Consider the following 22,561-nt stretch of genomic DNA (forward strand, 5'->3'; position numbering starts at 1 on the left):
TGAAGTCCCCTCACTCAAGCCAGAATAGTGCGCATGGTCCGCTTTCCCAACCGCGGGCCATGCGCCAATCATAACAAACGGAGAAGACGATGCTGACATTCGCCTTCCGCAAAATTCTGACACTGCTCGGCACGATGATCGGCATTGCGGCGCTGACCTTTGTCATCACCAATATCGCCCCTGGTGATCCTGCCCGGCTCGTCGCCGGTCCCAATGCGACCGAAGACATGGTCGCGACGATCCGCAGCGAATACGGGCTCGACAAGTCGCTGCCGGAACAGTTCATCGTCTATATGGGCGATCTCGTGCGCGGCGATCTCGGCACATCGATCGTCACCACCCGTCCGGTGCTTGAAGAAGTGATGCGTTATGCCCCGGCGACGCTGGAACTCGTCTTCGTCGCCATGTTTCTCGGCATCGTCATCGGCGTTCCGCTCGGCATGCTGTCGGCCGTCTACAAGGACGGGCCGCTCGACCAGGTAACGCGCATATTCTCTATTTCGGGCGTTGCACTGCCGGCCTTCTGGTTCGGCATCATCTTGCAGCTGATGTTTGCGGTCGATCTGGAATGGCTGCCGGTCTCGGGGCGTTTGCCGCTCGTCACCCGCCCGCCGGAATTTGTGACCGGCCTGCTTCTGGTCGACAGCCTCATCGCCGGCAAATTCTCGACGTTCTGGGTCTCGTTGCAGCATATCATCTTGCCGGCAATCGTTCTGTCATTTCCCTGCCTCGCCTCGATCCTGCGCGTCAACCGCGCCGAGATGATCGAAGTGCTGCAGTCGGATTATATCGTGGCTGCCCGCGCTCACGGCATCTCGTCTTTCCGCATCGTCGCGCTTTATGCGCTGAAGAATGCCATGCTGCCGACGCTTGCGATGATCGGACTGCGCTTCGGCTGGATGCTCGGTTCGACGGTTCTCGTCGAAACCGTGTTCGACTGGCCGGGCATCGGGCTCTATGCGGTCTCTTCCGCCCTGTCGTCCGACTTCAAGCCCGTCGTCGGCGTGACACTGATGATCGGTTTCTTCTTTATCGTCGCCAACACCCTCGTTGATCTGGCCTATGCCTGGATCGACCCGCGTCTCAGGAAAGCGTGATGACGGCTGCACCCATGAACACACAGATCGACACCCCGGCGGAAGCATCACGCCCGCTCACCTTCCGCGAACGACATGCGAGCCAGATCCGCCAGTGGCGGCTCTATGCGCATATGTTCCGCAAGAGCTTTTCGTCGATGCTCGGCCTGACGCTGGTCGTGCTCTTCCTTCTGCTGGCCGCCTTCGGGCCGTTGATCGTGCCCTATCCGGAAGCGGCGAGCGGTGCGATCAACATGTCGGCCAAGCTGCAGCCGCCGAGCAGCACCTATTGGTTCGGCACGGATGAAATGGGCGCGGACATCTTTTCCCGCGTCATCATCGGTGCGCGGACATCGCTGTGGATCGGTGTCGTCATCACCGGCCTTGCGGCGATTGTCGGCATTACGCTCGGCATCATTGCCGGTTACCGTGGCGGATGGGTTCGTGCTGTAATCATGCGCATCACCGAACTGTTCCTTGCTGTTCCCGGTCTGGCGCTCGCGCTTGCGATCGTCGCGGCCCTCGGCCCCGGCATTACCAATTGCGTGCTGGCGCTCGCGATCGTCTGGTGGCCCGGTTATGTGCGCCTGGTCGAAGCGAAAACGCTGTCGATCAAGGAAGAGCTGTTCATCGAATCCGCCCGCTCGATCGGTGCGAAAACGCCGTGGATCCTCTGGCATCATATCCTGCCGAACTGCATGTCGCCGATCATCGTCAAGATGAGCATGGACATGGGCATGGCGATCCTGTCGGCCGCCAGCCTCGGCTTTATCGGGCTTGGCGCACAGCCACCTTCGCCGGAATGGGGCTCAATGATCTCGGTCGCCCGCACCTATATGCCGGATTGGTGGTGGTATTCGCTCTTCCCGGGCGCTGCGATCTTCCTCACCGTGCTTGGCTTCAACCTGCTGGGCGATGGCCTGCGCGACATTCTCGACCCAAGGAGCCGCGACCGATGACAGCTCTCCTCGACATCAAAAATTACCGGCTCGACATCGGTACTTTCGACGGCCCGGTGCATGTGCTGAAGGGCATCAATCTCACCGTCAACCGTGGCGATACGGTCGGTATCGTTGGCGAATCCGGTTCGGGCAAGACTGTGCTGGTGCGTTCCGTACTCGGTATCGGACCGCGCAATGCGAAGGTCGTCGAAGGCTCCATCTCTTTTGACGGACAGGACATTACCAACCTGCCGGAGAAGGACTGGACGAAGATCCGCGGTATCCGCATCTCGATGATCTTCCAGGATCCGATGACCTATCTCAACCCGCTGTTTACCGTCGGGCGGCAGATCTCGGATGTCATCGCTGCGCATGAAAAGGCAGCCGGTACAGGTGTGTCTTCCAAGGCGGCGCGTCGCACCCGCACCGAAGATCTGCTGGATCAGGTCGGGCTGCCGAACCCGTCCATGCTGTTTTCGCAATATCCGCACCAGCTTTCCGGCGGCATGCGCCAGCGCATTCTGATCGCCATGGCGCTGGCCGGCAAACCGGACATCCTGATCGCCGACGAGCCGACAACAGCGCTCGATGTGACCGTGCAGGCGCAGGTGCTTGACCTGATCAACTCGCTGGTGGAAAAACTCAATCTCACCGTCATCATGATCAGCCACGATATCGGCGCGATTGCCACCGTCGCGAAGCGCTGCGCGGTGATGTACAAGGGCGAGATCGTCGAGCAGGGGATGACGCAGGACATCCTCAATCGTCCCCAGCACGAATACACGCAGCGTCTGCTTGCCGCGGTGCCGGATATCGACATTGCGCCCGAGAAAGTTGCGGCTGAAGCCACTGCGGCCAAACCGTCCAAGCCGGGCCATCTGCTGGAAGCGATCGATCTGAAGAAGGTCTATCGCAGCCAGTCCGGTGCCGATTTTACTGCCGTCAATTCGCTCAGCCTGTCGGTGAAGACTGGCGAGATTTTTGGCGTGGTCGGCGAAAGCGGTTCCGGCAAATCGACGCTGGCGCGCATGCTGATGCGTCTGATCGAGCCGACGTCCGGCGATATCATCTTCGACGGCCAGAACATTTCCGGTCTCTCCGGCGAGCCGCTCCGCAAGATGCGCCGGCATATGCAGTTTGTCTTCCAGAACCCGCATTCGGCGCTCAACGGCCGTCATACGATCGGTGATGCGATCGGCGAGCCGCTACGCATCCAGACGAATATGAGCCGGCGGGATATCGAGGCGCGGGCGGAAGCCTTGCTCGACATCGTACAGCTGCCAAAAATGTTCAAATATCGTTATCCGCACGAGCTGTCCGGCGGCCAGAAGCAGCGTGTCTGCATTGCCCGCGCGATCGCCCTCAACCCGCGCCTGCTGATCCTCGACGAGCCGACCTCGGCGCTGGATATCTCGGTTCAGGCGCAGGTGCTCGACTTCCTTCAGGAGCTGCGCTCCGAGCTGAACCTCACTTATGTGTTCATCTCGCATAACCTCGCCGTCATCCGGCAGATCTGCGACCGCACGATCGTTATGAAACGCGGCGAGATCGTCGAACAGGGCGACACCGAGCAGATCTTCATGGCGCCTCGCGAGGACTATACCAAGGCCCTGATCGAAAGCGGGCGAAAAACCTCGCAGGCGGCCAATCTGCAAGTTTAGGCCGATCGCAGAACCACGCTGATACGGAAACCCTGTGCCTCCTGTGGTACAGGGTTTTCTCGTGTCCGAAGACGCCAGGCGTTTTGCAAAAACTTCCTGAACCTATCCGTCTCGCTTTTTCCAGTTGAAATTCCGGCTGCAAAGCACAATTTCTTCGCAGATGCGAAAGCGCGGCTGAAACCGTTTCACGACTTACGAATATGCTGATAGGCCGGGTTGCAGGTTTCCTCGCCGACTTCTGGGAGTTCGTCTTTGACCACTACCCCCTACATGCTTCTGACGGGCGCAAGCCGCGGGATTGGCCATGCGACGGTCAAGCTGTTTCTGGAAAAGGGCTGGAGAATCCTGACCGTTTCACGTCAGCCGTTTTCCGAGGAATGCCGCTGGCCTTCGGCACGGGAGAGCCATATCCAGGCGGATCTGGCCGAGCTTTCGAGCATCGATGACCTCGTTGAAGAGGTGCGGCAACGTTTGCCCGACGGCAAGCTGGCGGCGCTCGTCAACAATGCCGGGATTTCCCCGAAAGGTGCCGATGGCGCCAGATTGGGTGTCGCCGGCACGGATGCCGATACCTGGACGAAGGTGCTGAACGTCAACCTCATCTCGACAGCGCTTCTGGCGCGGGCGTTGATACCCGAGCTTGAGGCTGCGCGCGGTTCGATCGTCAACGTCACCTCGATTGCCGGTTCCCGCGTCCATCCCTTTGCGGGTGTCGCTTACGCGGCTTCGAAGGCCGGTCTTGCTTCACTGACCCGCGAACTTGCGCATGAGTTCGGCCCGCGTGGCGTGCGTGCCAACGCCATCGCGCCGGGCGAGATTGCAACGGCGATTCTGTCGCCAGGGACTGACGATCTGGTGCAGGCCGAAGTGCCGCTGGGCCGGCTCGGAACGACCATCGAAGTGGCCAAAACCATCTATTTCCTCTGCACTGAGCAATCGTCCTATATCAATGGTGCGGAAATCCACATCAATGGCGGGCAGCACGTCTGAACCCTGAGTCAGCTTTCGGCCAGCGCCCTCAGCTTCTCGTAATTTTCTGAAGACAGTGGAATACCTGCCTCCGCCGCCCTGGCGCGGGTCAGGTGGCGACGTTCGCCGGGCAGGCGTTCCTGGCCTGCCTCCAATACGAGATCGCAGATGCCGGCGACACGGTCGGCAAAAACGTCGTTGCCGCCCCGCTCAGGGTCTATGACGATGAAGAACTGGCCGGTGAACGGTGTCTGCGCGCCCTTGTGGCCGCTCCAGTCGAATTCGCCGGAGAAATAACCGCCGGTCAGAGCGGCGCTGAGGATTTCGACCATCAGCGCGATCGAATTGCCCTTGTGGCCGCCGAAGGGCAGCAGTGCGCCTCCATCGAGAATGGCCTTCGGGTCGGTGGTCGACTGGCCATCACGATCGACGCCCATGCCAGGTTTCAGGTCATGGCCGGCGCGGGCTGCGATCTGGACGTCGCCATGGGCAATGGCGCTTGATGCCTGATCGAAAACGAAAGGTGCTGCGCCTGCGCGCGGCGAAGCGAAGGCGATCGGATTGGTGCCGAACACGGCCTTCTTTCCACCATGCGGCACAACGCAGGCCATGCTGTTGACGACGCTGAGTGCGACAAAACCCTCTTCGGCAAACGGTTCGACATCCGGCCAAAGCGCGCTGAAATGATGCGAGCGACGGATGGCGAGAACCGCGACGCCATTTGCCTTGACCTTCTCGATCAACAACGGGCGCGCGGCAAGCATGGCCGGTTGGGTGAAACCGCCCTTGGCATCGACGCGGACGAAGGCCGGGCCGACATCCTCGACTTCAGCAACGGCCTTGCCATCGACCCAGCCGCTGGCGAGCGACGAGACGTAACCCGCCATGCGGAAGATGCCGTGGCTGAGCGATCCGTCGCGTTCGCAGGATGCGCAGTTTTCCGCAAGGATTTTGGCATTCTCTTCAGACACGCCGTTCCTGACGAAGATCTTTTGGAGCAGTGCCGCGAGATCGGCATAGGAGAGATGGATGTCGGCGGTTTTCGTCATGTCATTCTCCTGCATCGCCATTGAGGCGCTGATTTCCGGCCGTGCGAAGATACAAGCAACGAAGCTCTGTTCAATCGGCTTTGCACAGCAGTTCACGGTAAGTTTTCGGTCGGCTTACACCGGCGGTTTTTCGTAAACGACCTTGCCGTCTCAGATGGCGAGCATCGGCCGGATCGAGGTGAGATTTTCGGAAGCTGCCGCGAGGTGTATCAATCACTCGCGTTGCCGGGCCTTTCAATGCCCCGATCTCTCTCGTCTTGCCAAGACGACCGCTCCGGCTGACATTGAATGGGATACGCATGCCGAAAAACATGTAAACGAAAATAAATATATCAAAAACAATGGCTTGTGTTTCGTCATTTCTTCGCAGGGTAGTGGTTGTTGCCAACCCGGCGATATGTATTATCGCAAGGCAACCACGAATTTTTAGGTGAGGACAGTAATGACAGCTAGCGATCTCTTTGTTTCGGCGGATGACGCCGAATGGGTGAACCCGGAACCCGGCGTCACTCGCCGCATCATGACCTACCTGCCGGAGATGATGATGGTGGAGGTCGTGTTCGAAAAGGGAGCGATCGGTTCGAAGCATTCCCATCCGCATATCCAGGCAAGCTATGTCGCAGACGGCAGTTTCGAAGTTACGATCGACGGCAGGACCGAAACTTTGACCAAGGGCGGAAGCTTTATCGTGCCGCCCGATTTTGTCCATGGCGTCAAGGCGCTGGAAGCCGGCCGTCTGATCGACGTTTTCAACCCGCATCGGGCTGAATTCCTGAAGTAATATCTTTTGGGCCGCCGGTCGCGGCCAAAACATATCAAAAGCCGGTCGCCCATGTTGCGGCCGGCTTTTGCATTTGCGGTTGCAGAGCTTGCTTGCCGCAAATCCACGGGATCGAACCATGCCGGAAACGCAAAAGCGCCCGGCCGAAGCCGGGCGCCTGATTTTCGTGCTGCGGGCTGCTGCTTTTAGTGCATCAGCAGGCGCGGTAACCACATTGAGAACATCGGTACATAGGTGACCAATGCCATGGCGAGGAACAGCGCGCTGTAGAAGGGCAGGATCGACTTCATGACTTCGCCGACCGAGATTTCGCCGATGGCGCAGCCGATGAACTGCGTGGTGCCGACCGGCGGCGTGTTCAGGCCCAATGCGCAGTTGAGCAGCATGACCATGCCGAACTGGACCGGGTCCATGCCGTATTGCATGGCGATCGGCAGGAAGATCGGCGTGCAGATCAGGATCGTGCTGGCCATATCCATGAACGTGCCAAGCAAGAACAGGATAATGTTGATCATCAGGAAGATGACGATCGGGTTGGTCGAGATGTGGCTCATCAGCTCACCGGTCATGTCGGCAACGCCGTAGAGACCCATGAGATACTGGAACATGGTCGACACGCCGATCAGCAGCAGGACGATACCCGTTGTCTTGACTGTTTTGGCGGCTGCCGCCAGAAAGGCTTCCCAGGTCATCGTGCGATAGATGAAGAAGGTGAGAAGCATCGTGTAGATTACGGCGATGGAAGCGGATTCCGTTGCGGTGAAGATACCCGAAACTATACCGCCGAGGATGATCACCACGATCAGCATGCCGGGGGCAGCTGCAGCGAGCGAACGCATGACGATGTGCCAGCCGGGGAAAGTGCCGGCGGGATAACCGCGTTTTCTGGCAACGTAATAGGCTGCGCCGAGGTTGCAGACCATCAGAAGCAGGGCAGGCATGATGCCGGCTGCGATCAGGGCACCGATGGATGCCTTGCCGCTGGCGGCCAGTGCGTAGATGATCATGTTGTGGCTTGTCGGCATCAGCGCGCCGACAAGAGCGGCGTGCGTGGTGACGTTGACTGCGTAGTCGGCGTCGTAGCCTTCCTTTTTCATCATCGGGATCATGACGGCGCCCATGGCCGATACGTCGGCGACGGGAGAGCCGGCGACACCGCCGAAGAGGGTGCAGGCGACGACGTTCGACATGCCGAGGCCGCCGCGGACGTGACCGACCATGGATTTGGCTGCGGTGACGATCTTGTCGGCAACGCCGCCATGCAGCATCAATTCACCGGAGAAAATGAAGAAAGGAATGGCGAGAAACGAAAATACGTTCATGCCCGCCATCATCTGCTGGAAGCCGACGGCGATCGGAAGACCTTCATAAAGAATGGTACAAAGCGCCGACAGGCCGATCGCAAAAGCGACGGGGATCCCCGCAACGAGGAAGCCGACAAAAGTGATACAAAGAATGGTTAGTGCCATGACGGTACGACCTCCGCCTTACGGAAAATGGCCAGGATATGTTCGATTGAAAACATGATGATCAGGACGCCCGAGACTGCGAGCGGAATGTAACGCACGGCCTCTGTCACATGGAGATTGGGCATCAGGTAGGGAGCGACCGACCAGCCAAGCACCCAGCCATTATAGGCCATGGCGGCACCGAACAGGCAGATTGCGATATAGATGACCAGCTCCACATAGCGTTGCATGCTCTGCGGCAGCAGAACGGTCAGAGAGTCGAGAGCAATGTGACCGGCATCGCGGACGCCAACGGCAGCCCCGATCATGGTGACGTAGAGAATGAGTACGATTGCCAGGTTTTCCGTCCAGCTGGGCGAATCGTTCAGCACGTAACGGCCGAAAACCTGGTAAAATACGACTGCGACAAGCGTTAGCAGGCCACTTATGGCCAGGATCATGCCGATCTTGGCCAGCGGTGCGTTGATGCTCGTCAGCCATCCAGTCATCGCGGGTGGATGGATGGCTTCGGATTTGGTGTGAGTATTCATGGTATCCCCCTGGCGCATCGGTTCGGGAACCGGCTCGGTTTCCGAAAAAGCGATGCGCAGTGTCTTGAGCTTTGCAGCGGGCTTGCGCCTGATGTTTTTAAGTGCGGCGCCGTAGAAGGAAGCAGCCCCATAAGGAGCTGCTTCCTCGTTGTTTTACTTCGTTGCCTGGATGCGCTTGACGAGGTCTTGCAGTTCAGGAGTCTTGGCGAACTGCTCGTAGACAGGCTTCATCGCGTCGATGAATTCCTGCTTGTCGTTGACATCTTCAATGACGGCGCCGGCCTTTTCGACGATCTCCTTGGACGTGGTCTCGCGTGCATCCCAGAGGCGACGCTGTTCAACGACCGAGTCCTTGGCGGCCTGGCGGATGAGCGCCTGGTCTTCCGCAGGCAGCTTGTCCCAGATCGGCTTCGAGAAGAGCAGCAGTTCAGGCACCATGGCATGCTCGGTGCGGGTGTAATATTTGGCTGCTTCGTAGTGATGCGACGATTCGAAGGAAGGATAGTTGTTCTCGGCGGCGTCGATGATGCCGGTCTTCAGGCCGGTATAAACTTCACCCATTGGCATCGGGGTTGCGTTGGCGCCCAGAGCCTGCACCATTGCCACGAACATGTCAGACTGCTGGACGCGGATCTTCATGTTGTGGAGGTCGGCGAGGGTCTTGATCGGCTTCTTGGTGTACATCGAGCGTGCGCCGCTGTCGTAGAAGGCGAGGCCGATCATGCCCTGCTTTTCCAGTGCCTTCAGAACTTCTTCGCCGATCGGGCCGTCAAGCACGGTGCGTTCATGTGCCGTGGAGCGGAAGATGAAGGGCATCGAAATGACGATGGTTTCCGGCACCATGTTGTTGACCACGGCGGCGCTGATGCGCAGCATGTCGAGGCCGCCGATGCGCAGTTGTTCGATTGTGCCGCGTTCGTCACCCAAGGCGCCGTTCGGGAAAACCTTGACACCGAGGCGACCATTGGTGCGCTCGGACAGGATCTTGCCCATATACATGGCACCCTGAACTGTCGGATAGTCATTCGGGTGAATGTCGGCAGATCTGAAATCGCGTGACATAGCCGGCGATGCAAGAAGAACACCTGCTGCGCCTGCAGCAAGAAGCATCGTGCGGATCGCCTTAAAAGTTCGTTTCATTTGTATTTCCTCCATTAATAACTGATTGAATCAGAAATCTAGCCAGCCGAACCCGATGCCGGAAATGGATGCTGATGCTCCATTTCCAGCTTTACGGAAGCCAGTTTTGATAGTCTCCTCGTGTCGACGCCTAAGCGTCGTTCAGAGCCGATACGCCTTTTTCGCGAGCGTATAGGCAAGCTCCCTGGCGAGGTCGAAAGCCTCCTCCTCCCGGAGCCTGTGTTCGCTGACGAGCCGTGCCAGGAAGGCGCAATCTACCCGTCGAGCAACGTCGTGGCGCGCCGGGATGGACGGGAAGGCGCGCGTGTCGTCATTGAAGCCGACCGTGTTGTAGAAGCCAGCCGTTTCGGTCGTCATCTCACGGAAACGCCGCATGCCTTCCGGACTGTCATGGAACCACCATGCTGGTCCAAGCCGAAGTGCAGGATAAGCTCCCGCCAGCGGTGCCAGTTCGCGGGCATAAGAGGTTTCGTCGAGCGTGAAGAGCACAACCGTCAGGTCGCGTTCCGCGCCGACGGCATCGAGCAACGGTTTCAGGGCGCTGACATAATCGGTGCGACCCGGAATATCGAAGCCCATGTCCCGGCCATGATTAGCGAACACGGTTGGCGAATGGTTGCGTCTGGAGCCGGGATGGATCTGCAGGACAAGGCCATCGTCCAGGCTCATCTTGGCCATTTCCGTCAGCATCTGGCCGCGGAACAGCTTGTGATCATCCAGATCCGACTTGCCGGCACGGATACGGCCGAAAAGTGCAGCCGCTTCCTGGTCCGACAGGTTGGCCGTGTCGGCGGTCGCGTGACCGTGATCCGAGGACGTGGCGCCGAAGGACTTGAAATACGCCCGGCGCTTCCGATGGGCAGCGAGGTAACCCGTCCAAGATCCGGTGTCTTCACCCGTCATGTCGCCCAGCTGGTCGAGATTGGCGGAAAAACCCTCGAAATCTGGATCGACGACTGCATCCGGCCGATAAGCCGTAATCACGCGCCCGTCCCAACCGCTTTCACGGATCGCCTTGTGCCAGCGCAGGTCGTCGAGTGCGCCTTCGGTCGTTGCGATGACCTCGATGTTGAATCGCTTGAACAGCGCCCGGGGCCGATATTCCGGCAGGAGCAGCTTTTCGGCGATCAGGTCGTAGCTCTTGTCCGCGGTCTTGGCGGTGAGTGGTTCGTCGATGCCGAAGAGATTGGAGAGGACAAAGTCCATCCACTGTCGGGTCGGCGTGCCCCTGAAAAGATAGTAGTTTTCAGCAAAAAGCCGCCAGATCCTGCGCCCATCGGTTTCCACGGTCGAACCATCGAGGCGGCGTACGCCGAGATCCTCGAGGCGGATGCCCTGGCTGAAAAGCATTCGGAAAATGTAATGATCGGGAACGATCAGGAGCTGCGCCGGGTCCGGGAACGGTTCGTCCAGGGCATACCATTTGGGATCGGTATGGCCGTGAGGACTTACGATGGGAAGATCCGAAACTGTCTTGTAAAGGGCTTGAGCAATAGAGCGAATACTGTTTTCGGCCGGAAATAAAACGTCAGAATGTATAAGTGATTTCATGAAGCCGACCTCCTTTCGACGTATCAACGCTAGATTGTTACGAATTGGAATGTCAATGATCTGATGGCGACAAGTCACAGGCCGAATTTCTTGACGTTCGTCTATTTTCAATTGCGCCGATTTTGCGAGAAATCCGCATTGAATCATGGCCATAAAATCCATATCGGCGGGGTCGTCAAAATCACTAAATTGGGAGTTTTGCCAGTCAGGGTGTGCGAAATTGTCGCAGGGGCTTGTCGCATCCAGTCGAAGGTGTCGCAGCTTTTTATCGGGGAGCAAGAATGGTTCGCCTGCTACCTGGATCGTTTGTCGAGGGAGATCAGGCCGCCGCTTATGCAGGTCTGTTCGCGTATTTGTCGGATCGAAGGTGGGAGCTCAACTGGCGCAGTTTCTGCGCCAGTATCATTGAATGTGACATGTGTTTACAAAATAAATCGATTTAAGTTATTGTTATTTATTGAATAAATACCCAGTCGTGACGATTGTCAATTATTGGTTGCCGACAAAAATGTCGCATGCTTTTGTTGAATTTATCTATTCAACGTCACCCATATGGTAGTATACATAAGTTGTAGCGCAGCTTGAGGAGAGGGGAATTGCCATTGGCGTGTTTGCGTGGATGCCTTGGATACCGAGACCGGTTCTATCGGGAAAGCTGAGCGCGGCACGTAATCCATGGGTGCTCGTCCTGGCTCACATTGTGGGTAATAACACGGACTGAAGTGATCGCGACTGCGCCATCATCGCCCCTGTGTTCGATTTTCCTGACCCGGTTGCCTGTCGCTTCGATTTTGCCGAATGCAGGATCTGACGTAGCACTGGTCAACACCGTGGTCAGTTACATGAAATTGCGATATTACACGTAATGAGTGTATTCTGAGACGAAAAACCCGTGGCTTTATTGCGCTTCGGGGGGTGCGGAGGTGTGTGCGGCACGACCTGCTGGCTGCAGATTCGCATGAGATAACCGAGGATTTTTTCATGACTATCAATTTGAGGAATGAGGCTGTCTCGAAGCGTTTGGGCGGTGCCGCGCTTGAGATGCTTCCCGCTGCAATCGAACATCCGTCATATGATCGCAAGGCAGTCTCTCCCGGCATCGTCCATATCGGTCTTGGCGCCTTCTGCCGCGCTCACGCCATGGTGTACACGGACGACGTTCTGCAGAACGGGGCGACGGACTGGGGTGTTGTCGGGGTGGACCTGATGTCGCCCGCCATCCGCGATGCGCTGAAGCCGCAGGACGGACTTTACACGCTGCTCAGCCGCGACAATGACAAGGATAACCTGCGTGTCATCGGCTCGATCCTCGATATCATGGTGACGGCCGACCAGAAATCCGAGATTTTCGAACTTCTCTGCAAGCCGCAGATCCGAATAGTGACGCTGACGGTAACGGAGAAGGGATATTGCCAGGACGCGGCGACCGGCAATCTGGACGAGAAACATCCGGCGATCATTGCCGATCTCGCCAACCCGACCGATCCGCGCAGCGTTCCCGGTTTCCTGACCGAAGCGCTTCGATTGCGGCGCGAGGCTGGACAGGCACCTTTCACGGTTCTCGTCTGCGATAACCTGGCGCAGAACGGCATCAAGGTCCGCAACATCGTTACCCGTTTTGCCACTCTGCGTGATGCGGAACTGGGCCGATTTATCGGCGAGAATGTTGCCTTTCCCTGCACGATGGTGGACCGGATCACGCCGGCCACACAGGATGCGGATCGACAGAAAGTTGCCGATAGCCTTGGTGTAATGGATGCCTGGCCGGTCGTCACCGAGCCTTTCCGCCAATGGGTCGTCGAGGATCATTTTCCGCTGGGGAGACCGGATTGGGAAAAGGCCGGCGCGATCATGGCGAAGGATGTCCTTCCCTACGAGCTGATGAAGCTGCGCTGCCTCAACGGGTCGCATTCGACGCTCGCTTATCTTTCGGTGATCGCCGGCATCGAGACGATCGCGGACGCGATGGTTGACGAGGACCTTCCCAAGGTGATCCGCCGCCTGTGGGACGAGGATCTGATCGGTACCTTGCCGCCGGTTCCGGGTACCGATGTCGTGGCCTATACGCATGATCTCGAAACACGCTTCCGCAATACGGGCGTGCGTCATCTGACATTGCAGATCTCATGGGATGGGTCGCAGAAGCTTCCGCCCCGTCTGCTGGAAGCGGCCGCCGAACTCTATTCTTCCGGCCGCAATCCCAAGGTCATCCCGCTCACCATTGCTGCGTGGATGAAGTTTCTGTCGGGTAGAAACGAGCTCGGTCAGGATTACACCGTCACCGATCCGCATGCCGCGCGGTTGACGGAGATCGCCAGGGATGCCGGCAATGATGCTGCCAAGCTGGCAACTGCGCTTTTCGGCATTCGGGAAATCTTCGGAGACGTGCTGCCGGCCAATGCACATTTTCGTGTAGCGGTCATCGAACATCTGTCGAGCCTGATGAGCCACGGGGTTCGCAAGACCCTGAAGGCTTTTCTGGGTGAGGTCTGAAGCCTGCCGCTTCGGACCATATATATAAAATGAGGTAGGAGACCCTATATGGAACAGACATGGCGCTGGTTCGGCCCGGATGATCCGGTGAGCCTGGGAAAAATTCGCCAGGCCGGTGCGACCGGCATCGTCACTGCTCTTCATCATATGAACCAGGGTGGCATCTGGCCTTCCGACGAAATCGCCAAGCGCAAGGCTGAAGTTGAGGCCGCAGGCCTGACATGGTCGGTGGTCGAGAGCATCGGCGTCGGTGAGGAAATCAAGACCCGGACCGGCAATTACCGCGAGAAGATCGAGAACTACAAGCAGTCGATCCGCAATGTGGCGCGCGGCGGTGTGAAGGTGATCTGCTACAATTTTATGGTGATCACCGACTGGAGCCGCACCAATCTAATGTATCGGCTGCCGAATGGCGGTTATGCACTTCGTTACGACAGCATCGATTTCGCTGCCTATGATCTCTTCATTCTTGGCCGAGCGGGGGCTGAAGCATCCTATTCGGCCGAGCAGGTCTCTCTCGCCAAGGCCCGTTTCGAGGCCATGGACGATGCGAAGATTTCCGAGCTGGAGCGCAACCTTATCGATTGGCTGCCGGCGCGCGACTTTGCCTATACGCGGTCGACGTTCAAGGAGATGCTCGAACTCTACCAGCAGATCGGGGTCGAGGATCTTCGTGCCAATCTTATTGAGTTCCTGCGCGAGATCACACCGGTGGCGGAAGAAGAGGGGGCACGGCTGTGCATCCATCCCGACGATCCGGCTTTCCCGATCTTCGGTCTTCCGCGCGTCATGTCGAGTGCGGATGACGTGCGTGCGCTCTTCAAGGGTGTTCCGCAGGAGGCGTGCGGCCTGACATTATGCACCGGCTCGTTCGGATCCAACCCGAAAAACGATCTGGTTGCCATGACCAAGGAGTTCGCGCCGCGCATCCACTTTGCCCACCTGCGCAATACAACGCGCGAGCCGGATGGCTCCTTCTACGAGGCGGATCATCTCGGAGGCGATACCGATCTCGTCGCGGTGACGGCTGCGATCATGGCCGAAGAGGAACGCCGTGCCTCGATCGGTCGTCCGGTGCCGCAAATTCCGATGCGCCCCGATCACGGGCACCTGCTGGGCGACGATATCGGCCAGAAATCCAATCCCGGTTATTCCTTCGTCGGTCGCCTCAAGGGGCTCGCGGAACTTCGGGGCGTCATGCAGACCGTGCAGGCTTTCAGGGAGGGACGGGTGGCATAACAGACAGTTTGTCGTTCCGCGGCCTGTATCGGCGTCGATGGTCTCATGCCGTCGATGTTGCCGATAAGCCGGAAATCTCGCAAAAAGGACAACTTGGCCTGACCTTAACAGAGAAGATGAGTGACCGAATGATGGATCGCAGCCGTTCCCGTTTGACGAGCCAGGTGTTCGACAAGATCCGGGAGGATATAGTATGCGGCCGTCTCGCTCCGGACGCACCCTTGTCCGAAGCAGACCTTTGCCAGCAGCTCGAAGTGAGCCGGACGCCCGTGCGCGAGGCTCTTATCAAGCTTGCCGAAGAGGAACTGGTCGTCATCTACCCGCATTTCGGGACGTTCGTCGCTCCGATCTCGCTGGAGGCGGTTACGGTTGGTCAGTATATCCGCGAGAAGCTGGAATGCGCGCTTGTGGAGGATGCGATAAAACGCATGGATGACGACGGGCGCGAGCGCATTCGTGCCAATCTGCGCGAGCAGGCTGCCGTCGTCGGAAACGGTGATGCGTTCTACAAGCTCGACAACGTCTTCCACGCCCTCATCGCTGAACTCAGCGGCTATGCCGGGGCCTGGAATGCAATATTACGGGCGAAGACACAGCTCGATCGCGTCCGCTATCTCACCACTCAGGACAGCGACCGGATGGCCGTTACCCTGATCGAGCACCAGATGATCGCAGATGCGATTATCGCAGGTGATGTCGATACGACCGTAGTCCACATGCGTGCCCATCTTCGGACTGTTTTCGGGCATCTCGATGGACTTGGGCTGGATGAGGCCCGGCCCCGGCTGCCGTCCCGCAAGCGCGGTGGCAAAGCCGGTTCGGGAGTGCGGGAAGCACTGCTGCCGGTTCGGCCGTAGGGCTGAGGTGGTCCGGCCGCACAGTTGAGAATGCTCCGCTCGTCTCGGCAGCGGCGACAGTTCAGGTAATTCAATGCATGGCCCGGAGACCAACCGGCAGTGCAAACCGGCATGAGAGCCGGATCAGGAGAAAGATACGTATGATCAAGAACAGCATTTGCCTTCATCCCGCCGACAATATCGAGATCGCATTGCGCGACCTCGCAGCAGGCGACATCCTGACGACAAGCGGTGTTGCGGCCTCGCAGGCCATCGCACGCGGGCACAAGATTGCCACCGCTGCAATTCCTGCCGGTGGAAACGTGTTGCGCTACGGACAGATCATCGGCCAGGCCAAGGTCGATATCGCGGCCGGCGATCATATTCACGTCCACAATCTCGGCATGGGCGAACACGCTCAGGACTATGCTTTCGCCAGCGCCAACACGCCGCTGCCCGAAATAACCGAAGCCCGGACGTTCATGGGCTACAAGCGGGCGGACGGCAAAGTCGGAACCCGCAACTATATCGGTATTCTGACGACGGTGAACTGTTCCGGTTCGGTCGCCCGTTTCATCACGGAAGCGGCCGAAAAATCAGGTTTTCTCGATGCGTTTCCGAATGTCGACGGTATCGTGCCGATCTCGCATGGCACGGGTTGCGGCATGTCCACCGATGGCGAGGGATATGCCACGCTGTTCCGGACACTGTCCGGTTATGCGCAGAACCCCAATTTTGGCGGTATCCTGCTGGTCGGCCTCGGTTGCGAGGTGATGCAGATCCCCGATCTCGTTGGTGGCCGGCGCATCCGCCAGGACGGCATGCTGCGGTACATGACGATCCAGCAAGAAGGCGGCACGCGCAAAACGATCGAAAGAGGTCTGGAAGAGCTGCGCGGCGTGGCCGAGTTCGCCAACCGTACGACGCGCACGCCTGCTCCCGTTTCCGAGATCACGATCGGCATGCAATGCGGCGGCTCGGACGGTTATTCGGGCATTACTGCCAATCCGGCGCTCGGTTATGCATCGGACCTGCTTGTTCGGCATGGTGGCACGACCATTCTTTCCGAAACCTCTGAAGTTTACGGCGCCGAGCATCTTCTGACGCGTCGCGCCGAAACTGCGGAGATCGGCAACAAGCTGATCGAGCGGCTCAAGTGGTGGGAAGATTACTGCGCCCGCAACGGCGGCGAGATGGACAACAATCCGTCCCCCGGCAACAAGAAGGGCGGGTTGACGACGATCCTGGAGAAGTCGCTCGGCGCAGTGGCCAAGGGTGGTACCGCACCTTTGCTCGGTGTCTACAAGTTCGGCGAAAAGATCGATCGCAAGGGTTTCGTGTTCATGGACAGCCCCGGCTTCGATCCGTGCTCCGTCACGGGCCAGGTCGCATCGGGCGCCAACCTGATCGTCTTTACCACCGGCCGCGGTTCCGTCTCGGGCTACAAGCCGACACCCTGCATCAAGCTGTCAACCAATTCCGAAATGTACGAGCGGATGAAGGACGACATGGACCTCAACTGTGGCGACATCGTCACGGAAGGGGTAAGCATCGAGGCAAAAGGCAAAGAGCTCTTCGAGCTGATCATCAAGGTTGCCTCTGGCGAACAGACGAAGAGTGAGGAGCTAGGTTATGGCGGTGCGGAATTCGTGCCGTGGCAGATCGGCGCCGTGATGTAACGGTTTTCATATCTGACGGTGCGACGGTGCTTCCAGGCAGGTACCGCTGTCGCTCCGAATGAACGCGAGGCCCGGTGTATTCATCTCACCGGGCCATTCTTTTTTGCATTTACCGTCGTCATGACGGGCCATGTCGGTTATCGACGCCTTTTCGAGACGTGGCCGGTCGTTGATCTGCCGCAAGGTCGATAGTTACGGCGCCGATTACGACGGGACTGCGACATTCCGTTCACCGGCGGTGTCCTGTAAGAGCATGTTCCTTCCCGCTGGATGATCTAGGCGCATGAGAGTTCTGATCGTAGACGACGAAACATTGGCACGCGACGAGCTGAAATCGCTTCTCGCGGACGAGAGCGATATCGAAATCGTCGGTGAGTGTGCCAATGCGATCGAAGGCATCGCGGCGATCAACCGTCTGTCTCCGGCAATCATGTTTCTCGACATCCACATGCCGCAGGTTACCGGGCTGGAAATGTTGCGGATGATCGATCCCGACCGTATGCCGCGGGTCGTCTTCCTGACCGCCTATGAGGAATATGCGCTGCGGGCTTTCGAGGAAAATGCCTTCGATTACCTGTTGAAGCCTATCCAGGAAGAGCGGTTGCAGAAGACATTGGCCAGGTTGCGGAAGGTGAAATCGGGCGAGCAGGCCAAACTGCTCGATATCGCGCCGCCGCTGCGCCATATTCCATGCACTGGTCTCAACCGGATAAGGTTGATGAAGCTGGAGGAAGTCGAAGCGATCTTTTCGCGGCCGGGCGGCATCTATGTGCTCGGCAATGACGGGCATGAGCATTTTACCGAACTGACGCTGCGCACCCTGGAAGAGCGGACAAAGCTGATCCGCTGCCATCGCCAGTACATGGTCAATGCGGAGCATATCAAGGATATCGCGCTGGGCGACAACGGCGTTGCCAATATCCTCACCCTTGGCGGACGTTCCATTCCTGTCAGCCGGCGTTTTCTGGGGCCGCTGAAAGAGCAGCTCGGAATCCTCTGAACGCAGTTTCCACATCCAGTATTTAGCGAGCTCCCAAAAATTCGAACCGGGCGCATGTGGATCTCACATGCGCCCGGTTCCGGCTCGGGAGGAATTTTGGAGAGCCGTTTATTCGGCCGGTGTACCGAGATATTTCTCGTTACCACCGGCTCTATTGGTGCGAAGCATGTCCTTCCACTTGAAGATTGCGGTGACGAGGATGATGACACCCAGCGTCATCATGATCATCGAAAGGACGGCGTTGACCGGGTTGTAACCCTTCGCTGCCTCGTTGAGGTAGACATTGGCGATCATCCAGTAGCCCGCATAGTTCACTGTCACGAACAGGTAGGCGAGTGGAATGAGGCAGGTCAGCACATAGATCCGCTTTGCCGAGAGCCGCAGGATGATGGTTGCGCCGATGGTGAGACCCAGCGAGGCCATCATCTGGTTCGACACGCCGAACAGTGCCCAGACCGAGTTGATATCGCCCGAATTCAGCAGATACCCCCAGAGAAGGCATGCGACGACGCTGGCGAAGATCGAACCCGGCAGCCAGTTGATTTTCTTCATCGGTGCATAGAGATCGCCGAGAATATCCTGGATCAGATAACGGGCAACACGGGTGCCAGAGTCGATCGCGGTCAGGATGAAGACGGCTTCGAACATGATGACGAACTGGAAGAAGTAGGCGGCGAGCGTCTTGAACCAGGGAATGCTGGTGAAGATCTCGGTCATGCCGACGGCAAGCGTCACGGCACCACCGGTACGGCCGGCAAGGTCCATGCCGATCGACTGTTCGAGACGCGGCAGGTCCTGAACGGTCATGCCGAGCTTGGCGAAGACTTCCGGCGAGGCGTTGATGGCGAAATAGTCGGCCATTGGCAGGGCGGTTGCGGCGATCAGGGCGAGAACTGCAACGAGGCATTCTACCAGCATCATGCCGAAGGCAACGGGGCGGATGTCGCTCCACTTGTCGACCAGTTTCGGCGTAGTACCCGAGCCGATGAAGGCGTGGAAACCCGAGATGGCGCCGCAGGCGATGGTGATCGAGATGAAGGGCCAGACCGGGCCGGCGAGGACCGGGCCGCCGCCATGGATAAACTCGGTCAGCGCCGGCATCTTGATTTCAGGGTTGATGATGACGACGCCGACGACGAGGGCGGCAAAGACGCCGATCTTCAGGAAGCTCGAGAGATAACCGCGCGGGGTCAGGAGCAACCAGACCGGCAGGGCGCTGGCGAGGAAGGCATAGATCGGCAGCATGACGCCGAGCGTATTGTAGTGGAATGTGAACCATTCACCGATTGCCGATTCCTGGATATAGGGGCCGGCGAAAACCGAGGCGAGGATGGCGGCGAGGCCGACATAGGTTGCGATCTTGCCGTTGCCGCCCATCTTCTCGTAGAGACCGACGATCATGGCGATCGGAATGGTCATGAAGACGGCGAACGTGCCCCAGGGGTTGCGTTCCAGCGCATGGACCACGACCATCGACAGGCCTGCCATGGTGATGGTGATGATGAACAGCATCGCAAGACCTGTGCACCAGCCCGCGACCGGGCCGAGTTCGGCCTTGGCGACTTCTGACAGCGACGAGCCCTTGTGCTTCATCGAGGCGAAGAGCACGACCGTATCATGCACCGCGCCGCCGACGACGCAGCCGACGAGAAGCCAGATCAGGCCCGGCAGGTAACCGTATTGGGCGGCAAGAACCGGGCCGACAAGCGGGCCGGCGGCGGCGATGGCAGCAAAATGCTGTCCGGCATTCACCCACTTCTTGGTGGGTACATAATTGCGTCCATCCGCCAGCGAATGGGATGGTGTGGTTTCGGCGTCGTTGATGCCAAGCACCTTGCGGACAAAGAAGATACCGTAGAAGCGGTAGCAGATGGCAAGGATGCAGGCCGACCCGATGACAATCGATAAAGCATTGCTCATGGTAACGTCCTCCGTAGGGAATGACGCCACGCTACACGCGCGTTCTATAAGCGGGAGTGGGTGTTTCGGTCAGCGGTGCCACCGCGACGCGAGCGGCAGACAATGACACCTGAGCGGTGAAGCGGTTTCTGCCCTTTCGAGCTCAGATGCGGTGAATTTGTTTGTTGGAGGCGCGATTACTTCACTGCCGACCAAAGACGAGCAACCTTCAGGCGAGCGCGCGAAGGCGTGCGTGCGGGTGCTGCCCCATCATGAGAATGATCGTGATGATGATGGTCGTCTGAGGCGTCGTGGCGATGGTCATGGCCATGCGCCTGTTCGCCCATCGGCACGCGCAGATACACGGTGGTAAAGACCTCCGGTTCCCATTTGACGTCTATGCCAAAGGTATCGCCGAAATGCCCTTTGGTGCGACGGTCGACGATGCTCATGCCAAGCCCGCCATCCATGGAAGGTTTGCGGACGAACAGGCCGGCATTGTCGGTTACCGAAATGAGCAGGTTTGCGCCATCTGGCCTAGCGGAGATCGTGATCCGGCCTTCGCCGATCAACTGAGACGTGCCGTGCTTGATGGCGTTTTCCACCAGCGGCTGGAGCGAGAACGCCGGAAGATGGACCTGCGCCAGATCTTCCGGCACATCGATCTCGACCTGCAGGTGATCGCGGAAACGGGCTTTTTCGATCTGGAGGTAGGCATTGACGTGCTCGATCTCGTCGGACAGCGTGACGATGTCGTTTGTTCGCTTGAGGTTCTTGCGGAAGAAGGTCGAGAGGTTCTGGACGAGATTGCGCGCTTCGCCCGGATCTATGCGGATGATGGCCGACAGGGTGTTGAGCGTGTTGAAGAGAAAATGCGGATTGACCTGCGCGTGCAGCAGCTTGATTTCGGATTCGACCAGCATTTGTTTCTGGCGCTCATAACGTCCGGCCAGAATCTGGGCCGAGAGCAGGCGCGCCACGCCTTCGCCGAGCGAGCGGTTGAAGGTCGAAAACAGCTTTGTCTTCGGCTCGTATAGCTTGATCGTACCGATGACGGCATTGTCCTCGCCTTTCAGCGGAATGACGAGCGATGACCCGAGCGGGCAATTCGGATGGATTGAGCACTGATAGCTGACTTCATCGCCATCGGCATACATGACCTTGTTCTCGGCAATCGCCTCCATGGTCTGGGCCGAGGTGATAGCACGACCCGGCAGATGGTGGTCTGCGCCGATGCCGATGAAGGCGAGGATCTTTTCGCGGTCCGTGATGGCGACGGCACCGACATTGGCTTCCTCGTAGAGAATACGGGCGACCTTGGTGCTGTTTTCGGCATTGAAACCGTTGCGCAGTACGCCTTCGGCACGTTCGGCGATTTTCAGGGCCTTGCTGGAGAAGATCGTCGAGTGGGTCTCGAAAAGTTTTCGCCTGTCGCCCAAGATGTTCATGAACATCGCAGCACCGACCGTATTTGCGACAGTCATAGGCAAGACGATCGTCTCGACCACATGAGCTGAATCGACGAAAGGCCGGGCGACGATGAGGATGATCGACATCTGGGCTATTTCGGCAACAAGCGTGACGCCGGCAATGAGGGGCGGCCAGAACAGGAGATCGGTTCTGCGCCGGCGCATGAGGTAGCTGTGAACCAGTCCGCCGATCAGGCCTTCCGCGGTGGTGGCAATGGCGCAGGCAAGAGCCGTAAATCCACCGAGCGAATAACGGTGAATGCCGCCGGTAAGGCCAACTGCAAGGCCGACCAGCGGACCGCCGAGAATGCCGCCGAGCACGGCGCCGATTGCGCGCGTATTGGCAATCGCCTCATCGATATGCAGGCCGAAATAGGTGCCCATGATGCAGAACATCGAGAAGATGACGTAACAGGCGACCTTGCGGGACGGTCGCACCGTGACCTGCATCAGGGGAAGAAAGAGCGGCGTCTTGCTGAACAGATAAGCGATGACGAGGTAGACGCATGTCTGCTGTAGCAGGCCAATGACAAGGTCCGTCCAGCCGAACATGAAATGTCCTTCGTTCTATCTTCGCCAGCGGATGAGACGTTCGATCACCGCACCGAGACGATCCATGCCCCAAATCGCAACTGCCGCAAAACCGGGCGGTGCGCAACAGCTGCCACGCGCTTCACATTGGGATTTCACGCGCTCAAGTGAAGCGGCATCGCCGGTTCCGGCATTATCAATCGGGCTTGAGCGTAAGCGCATGGTTCCATCACGGCAAGCGGATCGGT

General features: G+C 58.4%; 17 protein-coding genes. 10 read left to right on the top strand and 7 right to left on the bottom strand.

Going from position 1 to position 22,561, the window contains the following annotated elements:
• The first annotated feature begins 89 nt into the window (after positions 1–89).
• From FHP24_RS22085 to FHP24_RS22100, 4 genes are all read left to right on the top strand, one after another.
• Positions 90–1,097, top strand: coding sequence for an ABC transporter permease (locus tag FHP24_RS22085; RefSeq protein WP_139678411.1), 1,008 nt, complete (start codon positions 90–92; stop codon positions 1,095–1,097).
• On the top strand, positions 1,097–2,035 hold the full coding sequence (locus FHP24_RS22090) for an ABC transporter permease (protein WP_180356085.1): 939 nt from the start codon (positions 1,097–1,099) through the stop codon (positions 2,033–2,035). The genes FHP24_RS22085 and FHP24_RS22090 overlap by 1 nt, the downstream gene beginning before the upstream one ends.
• Entirely contained in the window at positions 2,032–3,678 is a 1,647-nt protein-coding gene (locus FHP24_RS22095; protein ID WP_139678412.1) for an ABC transporter ATP-binding protein, read from the top strand. Before FHP24_RS22090 ends, FHP24_RS22095 begins: the two co-directional genes overlap by 4 nt.
• A 270-nt stretch (positions 3,679–3,948) precedes the next feature.
• The gene (locus tag FHP24_RS22100; RefSeq protein WP_139678613.1) at positions 3,949–4,668 is read left to right on the top strand and encodes an SDR family NAD(P)-dependent oxidoreductase; all 720 of its coding nucleotides are present in this window, start codon (positions 3,949–3,951) and stop codon (positions 4,666–4,668) included.
• 8 nt (positions 4,669–4,676) lie between these two features.
• Here FHP24_RS22100 and FHP24_RS22105 read toward each other — a convergent pair whose 3' ends face one another.
• Positions 4,677–5,696: an Ldh family oxidoreductase gene (locus FHP24_RS22105; protein WP_139678413.1), complete on the bottom strand. Its 1,020-nt coding sequence runs from the start codon at positions 5,694–5,696 to the stop codon at positions 4,677–4,679.
• Positions 5,697–6,138: 442 nt separating this feature from the next.
• Between FHP24_RS22105 and FHP24_RS22110 the strand changes: the two genes are divergently transcribed.
• On the top strand, positions 6,139–6,477 hold the full coding sequence (locus tag FHP24_RS22110) for a cupin domain-containing protein (protein ID WP_139678414.1): 339 nt from the start codon (positions 6,139–6,141) through the stop codon (positions 6,475–6,477).
• A gap of 185 nt (positions 6,478–6,662) precedes the next feature.
• On the opposite strand, the gene FHP24_RS22115 is transcribed toward FHP24_RS22110, so the two are convergent.
• From FHP24_RS22115 to uxaC, 4 genes are all read right to left on the bottom strand, one after another.
• Positions 6,663–7,946: a TRAP transporter large permease gene (locus FHP24_RS22115; RefSeq protein WP_139678415.1), complete on the bottom strand. Its 1,284-nt coding sequence runs from the start codon at positions 7,944–7,946 to the stop codon at positions 6,663–6,665.
• A complete protein-coding gene (locus FHP24_RS22120) occupies positions 7,937–8,476 on the bottom strand; it encodes a TRAP transporter small permease (RefSeq protein ID WP_210237861.1) in 540 nt (179 codons plus the stop codon). Before FHP24_RS22120 ends, FHP24_RS22115 begins: the two co-directional genes overlap by 10 nt.
• Before the next feature lie 153 nt (positions 8,477–8,629).
• Positions 8,630–9,616: a TRAP transporter substrate-binding protein gene (locus FHP24_RS22125; RefSeq protein WP_139678416.1), complete on the bottom strand. Its 987-nt coding sequence runs from the start codon at positions 9,614–9,616 to the stop codon at positions 8,630–8,632.
• Between the two features lie 141 nt (positions 9,617–9,757).
• Complete coding sequence (gene uxaC, locus FHP24_RS22130) at positions 9,758–11,167, bottom strand: glucuronate isomerase (protein ID WP_139678417.1); 1,410 nt, start codon at positions 11,165–11,167, stop codon at positions 9,758–9,760.
• 981 nt (positions 11,168–12,148) lie between these two features.
• Between uxaC and FHP24_RS22135 the strand changes: the two genes are divergently transcribed.
• The 5 genes from FHP24_RS22135 (at position 12,149) to btsR (ending at position 18,414) form a co-directional block, all read left to right on the top strand.
• The gene (locus FHP24_RS22135) at positions 12,149–13,660 is read left to right on the top strand and encodes a mannitol dehydrogenase family protein (protein ID WP_139678418.1); all 1,512 of its coding nucleotides are present in this window, start codon (positions 12,149–12,151) and stop codon (positions 13,658–13,660) included.
• A gap of 48 nt (positions 13,661–13,708) precedes the next feature.
• Positions 13,709–14,899, top strand: coding sequence for a mannonate dehydratase (uxuA, locus tag FHP24_RS22140; RefSeq protein WP_139678419.1), 1,191 nt, complete (start codon positions 13,709–13,711; stop codon positions 14,897–14,899).
• Positions 14,900–15,027: 128 nt separating this feature from the next.
• Positions 15,028–15,756 (top strand): GntR family transcriptional regulator, encoded by a 729-nt coding sequence (locus FHP24_RS22145; protein WP_180356086.1) that lies wholly within the window; start codon positions 15,028–15,030, stop codon positions 15,754–15,756.
• Between the two features lie 140 nt (positions 15,757–15,896).
• Positions 15,897–17,414, top strand: a complete 1,518-nt coding sequence (locus FHP24_RS22150; RefSeq protein ID WP_139678421.1) for a UxaA family hydrolase — start codon at positions 15,897–15,899, stop codon at positions 17,412–17,414.
• 283 nt (positions 17,415–17,697) lie between these two features.
• Positions 17,698–18,414: a two-component system response regulator BtsR gene (gene btsR / locus FHP24_RS22155; protein ID WP_139678422.1), complete on the top strand. Its 717-nt coding sequence runs from the start codon at positions 17,698–17,700 to the stop codon at positions 18,412–18,414.
• Between the two features lie 108 nt (positions 18,415–18,522).
• Here btsR and FHP24_RS22160 read toward each other — a convergent pair whose 3' ends face one another.
• Together FHP24_RS22160 and FHP24_RS22165 are read right to left on the bottom strand one after the other, a co-directional pair.
• Positions 18,523–20,334, bottom strand: a complete 1,812-nt coding sequence (locus FHP24_RS22160; protein ID WP_139678423.1) for a carbon starvation CstA family protein — start codon at positions 20,332–20,334, stop codon at positions 18,523–18,525.
• A 176-nt stretch (positions 20,335–20,510) separates the two neighbouring features.
• Positions 20,511–22,334, bottom strand: a complete 1,824-nt coding sequence (locus tag FHP24_RS22165; RefSeq protein ID WP_139678424.1) for a sensor histidine kinase — start codon at positions 22,332–22,334, stop codon at positions 20,511–20,513.
• Positions 22,335–22,561: the final 227 nt, after the last annotated feature.

It is taken from the genome of Aliirhizobium smilacinae (genome assembly GCF_006335145.1).
Taxonomy (GTDB): domain Bacteria; phylum Pseudomonadota; class Alphaproteobacteria; order Rhizobiales; family Rhizobiaceae; genus Neorhizobium; species Neorhizobium smilacinae.

Excerpts from the sequence above, each read along its gene's own strand:
- FHP24_RS22125 (WP_139678416.1), bottom strand. The coding sequence starts at position 9,616 with ATGAAACGAACTTTTAAGGCGATCCGCACGATGCTTCTTGCTGCAGGC.
- FHP24_RS22100 (WP_139678613.1), top strand. The coding sequence starts at position 3,949 with ATGCTTCTGACGGGCGCAAGCCGCGGGATTGGCCATGCGACGGTCAAG.
- FHP24_RS22160 (WP_139678423.1), bottom strand. The coding sequence starts at position 20,334 with ATGAGCAATGCTTTATCGATTGTCATCGGGTCGGCCTGCATCCTTGCC.
- btsR (WP_139678422.1), top strand. The coding sequence starts at position 17,698 with ATGAGAGTTCTGATCGTAGACGACGAAACATTGGCACGCGACGAGCTG.
- FHP24_RS22110 (WP_139678414.1), top strand. The coding sequence starts at position 6,139 with ATGACAGCTAGCGATCTCTTTGTTTCGGCGGATGACGCCGAATGGGTG.
- FHP24_RS22090 (WP_180356085.1), top strand. The coding sequence starts at position 1,097 with ATGACGGCTGCACCCATGAACACACAGATCGACACCCCGGCGGAAGCA.
- FHP24_RS22165 (WP_139678424.1), bottom strand. The coding sequence starts at position 22,334 with ATGTTCGGCTGGACGGACCTTGTCATTGGCCTGCTACAGCAGACATGC.
- FHP24_RS22120 (WP_210237861.1), bottom strand. The coding sequence starts at position 8,476 with ATGAATACTCACACCAAATCCGAAGCCATCCATCCACCCGCGATGACT.
- FHP24_RS22150 (WP_139678421.1), top strand. The coding sequence starts at position 15,897 with ATGATCAAGAACAGCATTTGCCTTCATCCCGCCGACAATATCGAGATC.
- FHP24_RS22115 (WP_139678415.1), bottom strand. The coding sequence starts at position 7,946 with ATGGCACTAACCATTCTTTGTATCACTTTTGTCGGCTTCCTCGTTGCG.
- uxaC (WP_139678417.1), bottom strand. The coding sequence starts at position 11,167 with ATGAAATCACTTATACATTCTGACGTTTTATTTCCGGCCGAAAACAGT.
- FHP24_RS22105 (WP_139678413.1), bottom strand. The coding sequence starts at position 5,696 with ATGACGAAAACCGCCGACATCCATCTCTCCTATGCCGATCTCGCGGCA.
- FHP24_RS22085 (WP_139678411.1), top strand. The coding sequence starts at position 90 with ATGCTGACATTCGCCTTCCGCAAAATTCTGACACTGCTCGGCACGATG.
- FHP24_RS22135 (WP_139678418.1), top strand. The coding sequence starts at position 12,149 with ATGACTATCAATTTGAGGAATGAGGCTGTCTCGAAGCGTTTGGGCGGT.
- FHP24_RS22145 (WP_180356086.1), top strand. The coding sequence starts at position 15,028 with ATGATGGATCGCAGCCGTTCCCGTTTGACGAGCCAGGTGTTCGACAAG.
- uxuA (WP_139678419.1), top strand. The coding sequence starts at position 13,709 with ATGGAACAGACATGGCGCTGGTTCGGCCCGGATGATCCGGTGAGCCTG.
- FHP24_RS22095 (WP_139678412.1), top strand. The coding sequence starts at position 2,032 with ATGACAGCTCTCCTCGACATCAAAAATTACCGGCTCGACATCGGTACT.